Origin of the sequence: Candidatus Oscillochloris fontis (assembly GCF_004138135.1) — a bacterium.
GTDB lineage: Bacteria > Chloroflexota > Chloroflexia > Chloroflexales > Chloroflexaceae > Oscillochloris > Oscillochloris fontis.
Genome location: NZ_RYFD01000001.1, coordinates 194,641 through 207,356, shown reverse-complemented (window position 1 = coordinate 207,356; position 12,716 = coordinate 194,641). Strand labels below are relative to the sequence as shown.

12 protein-coding genes and 1 tRNA gene are annotated in these 12,716 nt (G+C 59.7%); 5 read left to right on the top strand and 8 right to left on the bottom strand.

Annotation, left to right across the window (positions count from 1 at the left end):
• Positions 1-63: 63 nt before the first annotated feature.
• The 3 genes from EKD03_RS00860 to EKD03_RS00850 all read right to left on the bottom strand — a co-directional run bounded on the left by EKD03_RS00860 (position 64) and on the right by EKD03_RS00850 (position 2,546).
• The gene (locus tag EKD03_RS00860) at positions 64-1,596 is read right to left on the bottom strand and encodes an FAD-dependent oxidoreductase (RefSeq protein ID WP_129626322.1); all 1,533 of its coding nucleotides are present in this window, start codon (positions 1,594-1,596) and stop codon (positions 64-66) included.
• A gap of 75 nt (positions 1,597-1,671) precedes the next feature.
• Positions 1,672-1,746: transfer RNA gene (locus EKD03_RS00855), tRNA-Ile, on the bottom strand.
• Positions 1,747-1,769: 23 nt separating this feature from the next.
• On the bottom strand, positions 1,770-2,546 hold the full coding sequence (locus EKD03_RS00850) for a class I SAM-dependent methyltransferase (RefSeq protein ID WP_129626320.1): 777 nt from the start codon (positions 2,544-2,546) through the stop codon (positions 1,770-1,772).
• A gap of 157 nt (positions 2,547-2,703) precedes the next feature.
• On the opposite strand from EKD03_RS00850, the gene EKD03_RS00845 reads away from it, so the two are divergent.
• A complete protein-coding gene (locus EKD03_RS00845) occupies positions 2,704-3,141 on the top strand; it encodes a phage holin family protein (protein WP_129626318.1) in 438 nt (145 codons plus the stop codon).
• Positions 3,142-3,315: 174 nt separating this feature from the next.
• Here EKD03_RS00845 and EKD03_RS00840 read toward each other — a convergent pair whose 3' ends face one another.
• Together EKD03_RS00840 and EKD03_RS00835 are read right to left on the bottom strand one after the other, a co-directional pair.
• Positions 3,316-5,037, bottom strand: a complete 1,722-nt coding sequence (locus EKD03_RS00840) for a long-chain-fatty-acid--CoA ligase (RefSeq protein ID WP_129626308.1) — start codon at positions 5,035-5,037, stop codon at positions 3,316-3,318.
• A gap of 66 nt (positions 5,038-5,103) precedes the next feature.
• Entirely contained in the window at positions 5,104-5,274 is a 171-nt protein-coding gene (locus EKD03_RS00835) for a hypothetical protein (RefSeq protein WP_006563484.1), read from the bottom strand.
• 422 nt (positions 5,275-5,696) lie between these two features.
• Here EKD03_RS00835 and selD point away from each other — a divergent pair, with 422 nt between their 5' ends.
• The 4 genes from selD to EKD03_RS00810 all read left to right on the top strand — a co-directional run bounded on the left by selD (position 5,697) and on the right by EKD03_RS00810 (position 7,524).
• Positions 5,697-6,743, top strand: coding sequence for a selenide, water dikinase SelD (selD, locus tag EKD03_RS00825; RefSeq protein ID WP_129626304.1), 1,047 nt, complete (start codon positions 5,697-5,699; stop codon positions 6,741-6,743).
• A gap of 34 nt (positions 6,744-6,777) precedes the next feature.
• Positions 6,778-6,990: a type II toxin-antitoxin system HicB family antitoxin gene (locus EKD03_RS00820; protein ID WP_129626302.1), complete on the top strand. Its 213-nt coding sequence runs from the start codon at positions 6,778-6,780 to the stop codon at positions 6,988-6,990.
• Positions 6,987-7,172 carry a type II toxin-antitoxin system HicA family toxin gene (locus EKD03_RS00815; RefSeq protein WP_129626300.1) on the top strand — a complete coding sequence of 62 codons (186 nt, stop codon included), beginning with the start codon at positions 6,987-6,989 and terminating at the stop codon, positions 7,170-7,172. Before EKD03_RS00820 ends, EKD03_RS00815 begins: the two co-directional genes overlap by 4 nt.
• Positions 7,173-7,284: 112 nt before the next feature.
• The gene (locus EKD03_RS00810) at positions 7,285-7,524 is read left to right on the top strand and encodes a hypothetical protein (protein WP_129626298.1); all 240 of its coding nucleotides are present in this window, start codon (positions 7,285-7,287) and stop codon (positions 7,522-7,524) included.
• A gap of 146 nt (positions 7,525-7,670) precedes the next feature.
• On the opposite strand, the gene EKD03_RS00805 is transcribed toward EKD03_RS00810, so the two are convergent.
• From EKD03_RS00805 to EKD03_RS00795, 3 genes are all read right to left on the bottom strand, one after another.
• Complete coding sequence (locus tag EKD03_RS00805) at positions 7,671-9,272, bottom strand: NADH-quinone oxidoreductase subunit N (protein WP_129626296.1); 1,602 nt, start codon at positions 9,270-9,272, stop codon at positions 7,671-7,673.
• Between the two features lie 193 nt (positions 9,273-9,465).
• On the bottom strand, positions 9,466-10,977 hold the full coding sequence (locus EKD03_RS00800; RefSeq protein WP_129626294.1) for a complex I subunit 4 family protein: 1,512 nt from the start codon (positions 10,975-10,977) through the stop codon (positions 9,466-9,468).
• Between the two features lie 59 nt (positions 10,978-11,036).
• Positions 11,037-12,698: a complex I subunit 4 family protein gene (locus tag EKD03_RS00795; protein WP_129626292.1), complete on the bottom strand. Its 1,662-nt coding sequence runs from the start codon at positions 12,696-12,698 to the stop codon at positions 11,037-11,039.
• Positions 12,699-12,716 lie beyond the last annotated feature (18 nt).

The following is a 12,716-nucleotide window of genomic DNA, read 5'->3' as shown; positions in this document are numbered from 1 at the left end:
TGCGTCAAGCTGTCGTTTTGCGTAGGAATGATAATCCGTTTACCCCCATCGTGAACGGTTACATTATGTGGTATGACGCCGTGCCACCGCCTTGCGCACCTGGCGCAACGCCCACTCCACCGCCCGCGCCGGAGCCTCCGCCGGGGTTGCCGCCAGCACCTGCGGGGTCGGGCGATCCATCGCGTCCAGTACCCGCGCCGCTGCGGCAATCCCGGTGACACATGCCCGCTCCAGGAAGAGCGAGGGGTGCTGGTAGCCCACCCAATCGCCACAGCACGAGATCCCCGGCCACAAACTCGCCACCCCCAGATGCTTGGGGCCGCTCGCCGCCCCAAAGCGGGTGTGGCTGGGCGGGTTGCGGCGCATCGTCTGGTGGATCAGGTGGCCGCGCAACTCCGGGTAGATGCGCTGGATGTCGTTGGCGGCCTGGGCAATCAGCGCCGCATCGGGCTGGGCCAGCACGTCGGGCGGGCCGTAGATGTGCATCTCGACCACGGTTGCCCCGGTGGCCGCGTGCCACTCGGCCACCCCACGCTGGAAGCGGTGCAGCCAGAAGTAGTTATCAATCGTCATGTCGCCACTACACACCCCCGACTCCGCCGTGGTGTTGGGTGCCCGCGAGAACCAGAGCCGCACCACGCCGGTATCCAGACATGTCGGCCAGATGAGTTGCTCCGCTGCCGGTGCGGTGGCCGGGCTGCCGGTGAGTAGCCCCTTCGCCGCCGCTGCATCGAGCGCCACGATAATCTGGGATGCCTCGCTCTCGCCCTGTTCCTCCCCACACGTCCAGCGCACCCGCCAACCCGTGGGTGTGCGCTCCAACTTAGTGGCTGCGGTATTCAGGCGTATTTCGCCTCCACGTGTCTGAATCGCCGCCGCCAACGGATCGATCACCGCCGCCGCCGAATCATCGGGCAGATACTCGAACGCCCAGGCATCGCGCCGCAGCAGGGTGTAAAAACGTAGGAAGGCCAGAAAGCCCGCCAGCGGCACCTCTTCGGGCTGCGCCGCCAAACCACTGCGCATCAGCGCGGTGATGAAGGCGCGCAGACTCGGCGGCCAGCCGTCGAACAACCCCGCCACCGTGCGCGCGCCAAAATCAATCTCCTCGCACAGCGGATCATAGGCCAGCGCCAGATAGATGCTGCCGGTCACCCGTGGCAACCCGATCAGATCGGCCAGGGTCAGCATACGCAGGAAGGTCGGGCGAAAGAGCAGCCCAATATAGTGGAACGGAGCCGGGATAAAACTGCGCCGCACCGCGCTACCCGCCTCGGCGCGCAGCACCCGACTCCCCTTCGCGTGCGCCCACTCTTCGTAGCGCGCATACGTGCGTGCCGCCGCAATCCCGTGGCGATCCAACATGGCGCGCACATTGTGGTACTGCCCCCACAGCGCATGGATACCATGCTCAGCGGGGAACTCCCAACTGCGCCCGCCCATCTCCAGCGTCTCCGTCTCGGCCCCCGCCAGCCGTCCACCCACACGCACATCCGACTCGAGCAGCAGCGGGCGCACCCCCGCCTCTGCCAGATGCAATGCCGCCGTCAGCCCCGCCAACCCGCCGCCGATCACGATCACATCTGGTTGTGCCATACATTCCCTTCAAAACAACATGCAAGATGCGCGATGCAAAATGTTCAATTTTGCATCGCGCATCTTGCAAACTCCTGGTGGGCCGCCCGGGATTCGAACCCAGAACCCGTCGGTTATGAGCCGAGTGCTCTGCCGTTGAGCTAGCGGCCCCCACCCAGAATTATACCATACTGCTACTTCTCGCCAACAACCAGCAGCATAGATCGCGTCGGCGGAATCAGAGTCGTCAACACATAGAACGCCCCCTTCACCAGCACCCGCAGCGGATGCCGCCGCACGCGCCCCGCCTCCAAGCCCACCTTCTCCCAAGGTGCTTCGTACTGGTGGCGCACCACCCGAAAGCCTGCCTGCTCCACCAACCAGGTCAGTTCACCCATCGTATAGGTGCGGCTGTGGGTGGTGTAGCGCTGCTCACCCTCCAACAACATCTGGTGGCGGAACTCCTCGCGGGTGAGCAGGCTCTGCCAGAGCAGCATGCGCAGAATCCCGCGCATCCGGCTCTTGAAGTAGAGTTCATTCGGGGTGGTGATCAGCACGCGCCCACCCGGACGCAGCACGCGCCGAAACTCGCGCAGCACCGGCAGCGGCGAGTAGACCAGATGCTCGATCACCTCGGAGAAGACCACCTGATCAAAACTATTGTCGGGGAAGGGCAATGCCTCACGCTCCAAGTGTACCTGGCGCACCTCCACCCCCAAGCGATCCCAGAGCGCCTTGCGCGTAAAGGGATCAAGATCGGCACCACTCACCCGGTAACCCGACTGCACCAGCAACTCGGTGAAGTGGCCGGGAGTCACCCCCACCTCTAACACCTGCGCCCCCGGCGCAGCCTTGATCGCCTGCAACATCGCCGCAAAACGGTGGCGATGTAACCGAAAATATGCCGCCTTACCATCCGCTTCGGCGCTCCGCGCTACCTGGGCGAAGATGGTTTGCGTCTGTGTGGTCATCGGTGTATCCTATCCTACCCAATTGTATTGGGGACAAGCCCCAAAGTACTGAAATAGGGCACGGTGGCTTCGACAAGCTCAGCCACCGCGCCGCTCCCCACCCGCCGGAGGCAGACAAGTCATTGCCACATATAGTATCATAGAGACGGAGACACCTATGCAATACCCACCCATACCGCCAATCCCCCCAACCAACCCGCGCCCCCCATGGCAGCGCCTCACCCTGCGTTGGCTGATCAGCAGCCTCGCCATCTTCGCGGCGGTCTGGATTGTTCCCGGCATTGAGTTTAGTGGCCCCGGCTGGCAGATCGGCGTGGTGGCACTCGTCTTTGGGCTGCTCAATGCCCTACTGCGCCCGCTGATCTATATGCTCACCTGCCCGTTGGTCATCCTGACCCTGGGCATGTTCGGGCTGGTCATCAACGCGGTGATGCTCGGCATGACCTCGGCGCTCGCCGATCAGCTCAACATCGCCTTCCACGTTTATGGCTTCTGGCCCGCCTTTTTTGGTGGTCTCGTCATCTCCATCGTCACCACCACGCTCAGTATGCTCGCGGGCGACACCCAGATCCAAGTGGTGCATGTGAAGGAGTAGGGGCGTAGCTGCACTGTTCCTAGCATCTAAAGTTTGACGCCAAAACGCCAAGACGCAAAGCCTTCAATATAACCTTTGCGTCTTGGCGCCTTAGCGTCAATACGAGAACTTTGTGTACCCCAAGCGTGAACATTACGTAGGTGGCGCATTATAGCGCGCCCCGCCCCAATAAGCCTATTTCGCCTTCTGCTTGGCCTTCTCCTCATCCAGCAGAACCCGCCGCAACACCTTGCCCACCATCGTCTTGGGCAACTCGGCGCGGAATTCGATCTCGCGGGGCACCTTGTAGGGCGCCAAGTGCAACTTGCAGAACTCGCGGATCTCTTCCACCGTCGGGTTTTCGCCCGGCTTCACGACCACAAACGCCTTGACGGTATCGTCGCCACGGGCCGGATTCGGCACCCCCACGACTACCGCCTCCATCACCTTGGGATGCATGAAGAGTACCTCTTCCACATCACGCGGTAGCACCTTGAAACCACTGGCGATGATCATGTCCTTCTTGCGATCCACAACATAGAAGTAGCCGTCGCTGTCCGACTTACAGATGTCGCCAGTGTGCAACCAGCCATCAGCATCCACCGTCAGCGCCGTCTCATCGGGGCGATTCCAGTAGCCCTTCATCACCTGCGGGCCACGCACGCACAACTCGCCCTGTTCCTCGCTCCCCAGTGGGATCTCTACCCCCGTCTCCAAATTAATGATTTTGGCGTCAGTGTCTGGTGCCGGGATGCCAATACTGCCCGCCTTGCGCGTGCCATAGACCGGGTTGACCAGCGCCACCGGGCTACATTCGGTCATCCCAAAGCCCTCAACGAGTCGCCCACCCGTCACCTCACCAAAGCGCTCCTGCACCTCCATCGGCAAGGGTGCTGAGCCGGAGATACACGCCTTGATGCTACGCAGATCATACTCGGCGACCTTGGGGTGGTTGATGATGCCGATATACATGGCCGGCACACCCGGAAAGAGCGTAGCGCGCTCCTTCTGCATGATCGTCATCACATTATCAATCGGGCGCGGGTTGGGCACGATGATGATCTCGGCGGCCATATAGACACTGTAGAGCATGGCCACCGTCATGCCATAGACATGAAAGAAGGGAATCGCGGCCATCATCTTCTCATGGCCGCGATGCCCACTCACCAACCATGCACCAACCTGCTGCACATTCGCCATCAGGTTGTAATGGGTCAGCATCGCCGCCTTGGGTAAGCCCGTCGTCCCTCCCGTATACTGGAAAAGTGCCACATCATGGACATCAATATTCACCTTGGGAGGTGTCGGCCCATACTGGTTCAGCAGCGTCTCAAAGAAGAAGATGTCCTGCTCAGGGTTCACATCAACCCACTCAGGTGTCTTCTTCTGGGTAATCTTCACCAACAGTTTGGAAGGAAAACCAAGGGTATCGAAGACATGCGCGACAATGACTCGCTTGACTTTGGTCTCTGGGCGAATCTCACGCAAACGCGGCCAGAAGAGGTTGAGCAGAATAATCGTCTCCGCTCCACAATCTTCAAGTTGGTGTTGCAACTCACGACTGGTGTAGGTCGGATTGACATTCACCACAATCGCACCCAGACGCATCGCAGCAAAGAAGGAAATGATATAGTGCGGCGAATTTGGTAACATCACCGCTACCCGATCACCCTTGCGCACACCGAGTTGGTAGAGCGCAGTTGCCATGCGATCTACCTGCTCATTCAGCTTGCGATACGTCACCTTGCCACCAACCGTAAAACGCCCGCCCAGCATATAACGCAGGACGAAGTTGGTCGCGATGGTTTCCGGGAATGCACGGGCGGTCTCAGCTAACACATCACTGATTGTCACACTCTGATAGCTGATTGTTTGCGGTACGCCCTTCTCATAGAATGCGAACCAGGGTTTGTCCATCCGGCACCTCCTTGTGCTGCTAGGTTGCTTCAAAATGGCTGGAGGGTTCACCCCCAGCCATCTCACTTAGACGTCATCGCGCAGCCAACCGCGCTCACGGGCAATAAACTTGATCGTTGCGTCATCCGGTGGGTAGAGTCCCGCCATCTGATACGCATAGGCAAGCAACGCTGCACCACTGATCAGGCCCACAACCAGCCCGAAGAGGAACGTAATCGCACTCACGACCTGCTTCATATCAACCTCCCAAAATCGCACATGTCCAGATTGTAAAGAGGATTGTGTCTTGGTTCCCATTGTACCATGGCTTATGCAACGTCCACCTCCGGTGGGTTCGGGGCGGCATAGCCGCCCCCGAAGATCTTTATTTGGTGTTGTTTGGCGGCTGCGCCGCCAAACAACACCAAACATTGGGGTTTAGGGCTTCAACCCCAAGAACGTTGCACATGCCCTGTTCGGGGCGGCTGCGCCGCCAAACATTGGGGTTTGGAGCTTCAGCCCCAAGAACGTTGCACATGCCCTGTTCGGGGCGGCTGCGCCGCCAAACATTGGGGTTTGGAGCTTCAACCCCAAGAACTTTACCCATACCATCCCCCCACCAAAGGCGGGATCTGGTAGAATACCTCTACGCGATACACTTCACGAAGGGGATGCTTGCAATGGATGAGCGCCAACGAATCCAGCTCACCAAAATGGCCGCCTGCGCTGGCTGAGGATCAAAGACGGGGCCGGGTGCCCTATCCGCCATCCTGAGTAAGCTGCATCTGCCCAACCATCCCCAATTGTTGGTCGGGCTAGAAAGCAGCGATGACGCTGCGGTCTATCAGATCAATGCCACAACCGCTCTCGTCCAGACACTCGACTTCTTCCCGCCAATTGTTGATGACCCCTACACCTTCGGGGCTATCGCGGCGGCGAATGCACTCAGCGATGTCTATGCGATGGGTGGGCGTCCGATCACGGCCCTCTCCGTGGCGGCCTTCCCCGATGACCTCGATCCAGAGATCGCCGCCGCGATCATCCAGGGCGGCGCCGATAAGGTGGCCGAGGCCGGAGCGGTGCTGGCCGGAGGCCATACGATTAGCGACCGTGAACCCAAGTTTGGCCTGAGTGTCACCGGCCTCGTGCATCCCCAACGCATCACCACCAAGGGTGGCGCACGCCCCGGCGATCTGCTCCTGCTCACCAAGCCCCTCGGCGTGGGCCTGATCACCACCGCACTGAAGTGGGACGAGGGGCATCCTGATGATCTCACGTCCGCTGTTGCCAGTATGCTCAAACTTAACCGTACCGCCGCCGAGCTTGCCGCCCTCGTCAACATCCACGCCGCCACCGATATTACTGGCTTTGGCCTCCTTGGTCACGCCGCCGAAATGGCTCGCGCTAGTGGCGTGGCGATGCGCTTCCGCACCGGCGATCTGCCCCTGCTCCCCGGAGCCATCAACTATGCCCGCGCCGGGATCTTCCCCGGTGGCCTCGACCGCAACCGTGATTTCCTCGCCACCGATCAGTATGTGCGCTACGCCCCCGATGTCGAGGAGGCGTACCAACTCATCCTCTGCGATCCCCAAACATCCGGCGGGTTGCTCTTCGCCCTCACCCCAGCCTGCGCAACTCAGTTGCTGCGCCACTTCGCTGATGTTGGTCAGGGTGGGTGGGTTGTCGGTGAGGTGCGCTCCGGTGCGGGGATTGAGGTGGTGGCGTAGCTCATTATCAACAGGCAAAAAAGGAGTAAGAACTATGCAACTCAATGCTGTATACGTACAGGATGGAGAGTGGATTGTTGCTTGGCTGGTGGAAATGCCACGCGTTCATACCCAAGGGCATACGATTGAGGAGGCACGTGAAAACCTACGCGATGCGCTGGAACTGATGCTTGATGTACAACGCGAGGATAGTGAACGCGAACTAGCAGGCAAGATCGTCCTCAAACGGGAAGCGCTGGCCGCATGAAACGCACTGACCTGCTTCGCCACCTAGAGCGCTACGGCTGCCTGCTCCGACGTGAGGGCGGTCGCCATAGCATCTACATTAATCCCGACAATGGGTGGCAAACCCCGATTCCTCGCCACCGCGAGATACCAGATCTCTTGGCGAAGAAGATCTGCCGCGATCTTGAAATTCCAGAACCATAAGCCGCCCCCCACCTTGACGCCAGTGCTATACTGGGAACATCAAAATACCTGCCTGTGATCGTCCCACTTTAACGATCTTCCTCCCTCATAACAGCAGCAGGAGGTACCCCCTATGATGACCGAACTCGACCCAACCCAAATGGTTGCCCCCAAGCTTGATCTCGAACGCGCCTATATCGCCCAGTATCTGCGTGGTGTCGGCTGCGATCCCGATCATATCCACGAACTGCCAGAAGCCCAACGTCACGATCTGCTCTGCGCAGCCTCGATGTTCGCTTCGACCCGTCTGGCCGAAGTGGAGGCTAAATCGCACCTGATTGACGAAATGCACGGTGGTGAACATGCGATCTAACTGTGCGTTCGCCTCTAGCAAAAGACCTCTCAGCTTCTAGTGCTGAGAGGTCTTTTGCTAGAGGGCATGGGCAAAGTTCTTGGGGCTACGCCCCAAACCTCGTTTTTTGGTGTTGCTTGGCGGCTTCGCCGCCAAGCAACACCAAGCTACAACCCCGCCACCATCTGCACGCGATTGATGATGCCCAACACGAGGTTCGGGAAGATGCCGATCACCAGCACCCCCAGCACCGACACCCCAACGGCGGTCATCATACCCACCGGGGCATGCACTGGTTCCATACTCACCGGCGCTTCGATGAACATGGCCCGCAGTAGGCGCAGGTAGTAGTAGAGGCTGATGATTGTCGTTATCAAAGCGATGATCACGAGCCACCACGCGCCTGATTGCCAACCCACCATAAAGACGTAGAACTTGGCGAAGAAGCCCGCCAACGGCGGGATGCCTGCCAACGAGAGCACGCTCACCGCTAAGAGCACCGCCAATGGCAGGTTGCGCTGCGCCAACCCGTTCAGGTCGCGCACATCATCGCCGCCCACCGCCATACCCACAATCGCCAAGCCACCGAATGCGCCGATGTTGGTCAGTGTGTAGACCACGAGGTAGTAGACGAGTGCAATCGTGCCCTGGTCGCGGTCAAACTGCTGCGGTGAGGCCCAGGCCACCAAGCCGAGCAGTACGAAGCCCGCTTGGGCAATGCTGGAGTAGGCCAGCATACGCTTGGCGTTCTGCTGAGGGAGCGCAGCCAAGTTCCCGACGATCAGAGTCAACAGCGCCAGGAAGGCCATTATGCTCGTCCAGCCACCCAGATCCTCGCCAAAGACCGCCGAACCGCTCAGGCTGGGGAAGGCCACGGTGAGCAGGCGGAAGAGCACGAGAAAGCCCGCTGCCTTCGAGGCCGTCGAGATGAAGGCCGTCACCGGCGTCGGCGCACCCTCGTACACATCCGGCGACCAGCCGTGGAAGGGGACGACCGCGATCTTGTAGCCGATCCCGGCGATCAGCATGACCATGCTTAGCGTGAGCAGGCTGTTGCCCTCACCGGCCAGTTCGGCAATCTTGCTCAATTGGGTCAGGTCGTTGGCGGTGCTGTTGCCACCTAGCGCGTTGGCAGCGAAGCCATAGGCGAGGCTCATGCCATACAACATAACCGCCGAGGACATCGCGCCAAAGAGGAAGTACTTGATCCCCGCCTCCGAGGAGCGCTTATCGCCAAAATAGCCCGCCAGAATGTAGAGCGGAATCGAGGTCATCTCCACCGCCAGGAAGATCATCACCAACTCGGTGGCCCCGGCCAGCAGACACATGCCGATGGTCGAGAAGATGATCAGCGCATAGAACTCGGCGGGATTACTCGCCGGGTGATAATCCAGACACAGCATGCTGGTCAGGAAGGCCGCCCCAATCAGGGTCAAGCGGGCAATCATGGTCAGATCATCGGTCGCAAACGAGCCGGTGATCACGCCCTGCCCCGGCCCACCCGCCTGGAGGTTGCGTAGGATGTTGGTCAGGAAGTTGCTCGGTGCATCCACCGGCAAGGTGTAGAGGTAGCCACTCTGTACCAAGGTGATCAAGAAGATCAAGCCCAACCCAATCGTCGAGAGCTGCGCCGAAGCCCGCACCCGTTCCAAGCGCGAGGCAGCGGTGTACGACCAACGCTCGAAGATGTCCGAGCCGAGGACCAGCAGTGCCAGCACGAGCAGCAGGATCTCTGGCAGGATGCGTGGAATATCAGTAATTTGGAACACGCTTCACTCCGTAGTAGTAGCTATTCACACTTCTCCTAGAACCCAGATTCTGACGCAAAGACGCAAAGGCGCAAAGTTTTTAACATAATAACGAATCACTGCCTTTGCGTCTTCGCGCCTTTGCGTCAAAAAGAGGCTCCGCTCGTGAGAAGGCAACCCGTTTACCCCATCGTGAACAGTTTGCTCAACCGTCTTAGCGACCCGCAACAATCACATCGTTCAACTGCTGGGCAATCGGGGCTACCCCCATGTTGATGATGTCGGTCAGGAAGCCGGGGAAGATGCCAACCAGGATGAGAATGCTGGCCAGAATGAGCGCCCCACTATATTCCTGCCACGTCAACTTGGGTAGGGTGAGGAACTCAGGATTCTTCACCTCATCAAAGAAGACCGAGTAGACGGCGCGCAGGATGTAGGCTCCCGTGATCGGGATGGAGACCGCCGCAATCACCGCGATCAGCGGATAGCGCTCCCACACCCCAATGAAGATCGCAAATTCAGCCCAGAAACCGGCAAAACCGGGCATGCCCATGGATGAGAGACCACCCAGAATGAACATCACCGCCGCAAACGGCATCACCCGACCCAAGCCGCCCAGTTCGGGCAATTGGCGGGTGTGGGTGCGCTCGTAGATCATACGCCCAACCACCGAGAAGAAGAGCGCGGTCATGATGCCATGGGCAAACATCTGCAATACTGCCCCCACCAGACCGATCTGCGTCCCCGATGCCAGCGCCATCATCACCAGGCCCATGTGGCTCACCGAGGAGTAGCCGATGATGAACTTGGCGTCACGCTGCGCCATAGCGATGGTGGCCCCATACACTACGTTGAGGATGGTCAGCACCGCCATAAACGGCAGCCATTCGCGTGCCCCTTCGGGCATCAGCCACATCGCCGCCCGCAGACAACCATACGCACCGAGTTTCATCAGCACCCCGGCGTGGAGCATACTCACTGCGGTCGGGGCCGCTACGTGGCCAGTCGGGCTCCAGGTGTGGAAGGGGAACATACCCGACAGCACCGCAAAGCCCAGAAAGAGCAGTGGGAAGAAGATCCGCTGGTACTCCGCCGACATGGTGATGTTGCGGGCTAGTACCATCATGTCGAAGGTGCGCAGACCACTCTGGAAGTAGATGCCCAACATTGCGATAATCGCCATCGCACTGCCAGCCATCAAGAAGAGGGTCAACTTCATCGCTCCATACTCTTTGCGTGTGCTGCCCCAGATGCCGATCAAGAGGTACATCGGCAGCACAGCCAGTTCGTAGAAGACGAAGAAGAGGAAGAGATCGAGCGAAACAAAGACCCCATAGACACCGGTGGTGAGCAGGAGCAGCCAGATCCAATACTCTTTGGCGCGCTTCTCGATGTTCCAACTCATCAGCGATCCGGTGAAGATCACCACACCATTCAGCACCAGCATGGCGAGGCTGATCCCATCCACGCCGAGCAGATAGTTGATCCCGATCTGCGGAATCCAATCGAGCCGTTCCACAAACTGGAACCCCGCCACCTGCGGATCGTAGGCGAAGAAGATCAGCAACGAGAGCACCAGCGAGATGAAGGCAAAGCCAGTACCGACAAGACGCATCAACTGTTGCTGCGTCTCTGGAATAAAGGCGATCAGCACCGACGGCACGAGCAGGCTTAGCCAGATCAGACTCAGCCAGGGAATGTCAGTTGAGATGGTTATCAGACCCATAGGTTCTCTTTTGTTTCTTCATGCGTGATGCTTGCATAGCAAGCATCACGCAGCACTCATTATGACAATGCCTGCAAGAAGACCGCCACCAACTGCGTGGCTGCCGCATTGGCTAAGTTCATGATCGGGGCCGGATAGACGCCCAACACTACCAGAAGCGCCAGGAAGGGCACCGTGCTCCACAACTCCATCGGGCGCATATCGGCAAAGCCCTGCGCGACCTCGCCTGTGGGGCCAAGGAAGATGCGCTGGTACATAATCAGCAGCGCCAGCGCGGTGATGATCAGGCCGATCACCGCCAGCCCCGTGAAGAGCGGCAGGGTCGCCCATGCGCCCCGGAAGATGAAGAACTCGCCCACAAACCCGGCCATACCGGGCAGGCCGAGATTGGCAAACATGGCCATACCCATCACCCCGGCGAAGGTGGGGGCCACCGTGCGCAGCCCACCCAGCCCGTTGAGTTCCCAACTCCCCGTGCGCTGCTGGAGCACTCCAGCGAGGTAGAAGAGTGCCCCGGTGCTCAGCCCGTGGGCCACCATCTGCATCATGGCTCCGTTAATCGCAATCGCCCGCGAGTCCTGGCTGGCGCCACCCGGCAACGCCGCCGCTGCCGCAATCGCCAGCATCACGTAGCCCATGTGGTTGATACTGGTATACCCGATGAGCCGCTTCACATCGCCACTGATGTTGGCCAATGCCCCGAAGGCACCCGCCACAATCCCCACCAGCGCCAACCCGCCCATCACCGGGGCGAAGTATTGCGCCGCATCGGGCACCAGCGGCAGCATGATGCGCAGCATTCCGTAGGCACCCATCTTGCTCATCACCGCCGAGAGCAACACCGAACCCGCCACCGGCGCTTCGCTATAGGCGTCGGGCAACCAGGTGTGGAAGGGCCAAACTGCCAGCTTGATCGCGAAGGCGACGAAGATCGCCCAGAAGGCGATGCTGGTGTAGAGCAGCGGGTAACGGCCCAGGCTATCGGCCACCCCCAGATGCTGCATATAGTTGAAGATGATCTCGCGCAGCGTGCCAGTCACACCCTCGACCGGCAAACCCTGGCCGAGCCGCCCCAGCGTAATCAGATCAAACGTCGGCAGCCCTGCGTAGCGCGTAGCCAAGTAGAGTACCTGGAAGAGCAGCAACATGCCCACCGAACCCGCCATCGTATAGATGAAGAACTTGAAGGCGGCATAGCGGCGATTCTCGCGGCCCCAGATCTGGATGAGGAAGTAGGCCGGAACCAGACTGAACTCCCAGAAGATAAAGAAGAAGAAGAAGTTCAGCGCCACAAAGTAGCCCAGCATGGCCGCCTCAAGCAGCATCAGCATAGCAAAGTGGGTCTTCACCCGCGAGGTGACACCCCACGAGGAGATCACCGCCAGCGGGGTCATCACCACGGTGAGCAGCACCATGGGCAAACTCAGCCCATCCACCCCCATGAAGTAGTCCACGCGGATGGCATCAATCCAGGGGATCTTCTCGACAAACTGAAGTGCCGCCTGACCATCAGCAGTGGCAGTGGCATTGAAGCCTGCGGCGATCACCGCAGCCAGCGCAATCGGCAGGCCCGTCCAGGCGAGTACACCCAGCTTCACGATACGATCATCAAGGCGTAGCGCTCCCGCCAACCCTACCAGAGCCATACCCAGCAATGGGGTAAGGAGCAACAGGGTCAGCCAGGGCAAACCATCGGCAGAAGGAATCAGATACGCAGGCATTGTAGGGGCGCCCCCTCG

What these genes read in the sequence shown, in the direction of transcription:
- EKD03_RS00850 (WP_129626320.1), bottom strand. Translation starts at nt 2,546, where the DNA reads ATGACCACACAGACGCAAACCATCTTCGCCCAGGTAGCGCGGAGCGCC.
- EKD03_RS00815 (WP_129626300.1), top strand. Translation starts at nt 6,987, where the DNA reads ATGAAACGCACTGACCTGCTTCGCCACCTAGAGCGCTACGGCTGCCTG.
- EKD03_RS00840 (WP_129626308.1), bottom strand. Translation starts at nt 5,037, where the DNA reads ATGGACAAACCCTGGTTCGCATTCTATGAGAAGGGCGTACCGCAAACA.
- EKD03_RS00810 (WP_129626298.1), top strand. Translation starts at nt 7,285, where the DNA reads ATGATGACCGAACTCGACCCAACCCAAATGGTTGCCCCCAAGCTTGAT.
- EKD03_RS00845 (WP_129626318.1), top strand. Translation starts at nt 2,704, where the DNA reads ATGCAATACCCACCCATACCGCCAATCCCCCCAACCAACCCGCGCCCC.
- EKD03_RS00835 (WP_006563484.1), bottom strand. Translation starts at nt 5,274, where the DNA reads ATGAAGCAGGTCGTGAGTGCGATTACGTTCCTCTTCGGGCTGGTTGTG.
- EKD03_RS00795 (WP_129626292.1), bottom strand. Translation starts at nt 12,698, where the DNA reads ATGCCTGCGTATCTGATTCCTTCTGCCGATGGTTTGCCCTGGCTGACC.
- EKD03_RS00800 (WP_129626294.1), bottom strand. Translation starts at nt 10,977, where the DNA reads ATGGGTCTGATAACCATCTCAACTGACATTCCCTGGCTGAGTCTGATC.
- EKD03_RS00820 (WP_129626302.1), top strand. Translation starts at nt 6,778, where the DNA reads ATGCAACTCAATGCTGTATACGTACAGGATGGAGAGTGGATTGTTGCT.
- EKD03_RS00860 (WP_129626322.1), bottom strand. Translation starts at nt 1,596, where the DNA reads ATGGCACAACCAGATGTGATCGTGATCGGCGGCGGGTTGGCGGGGCTG.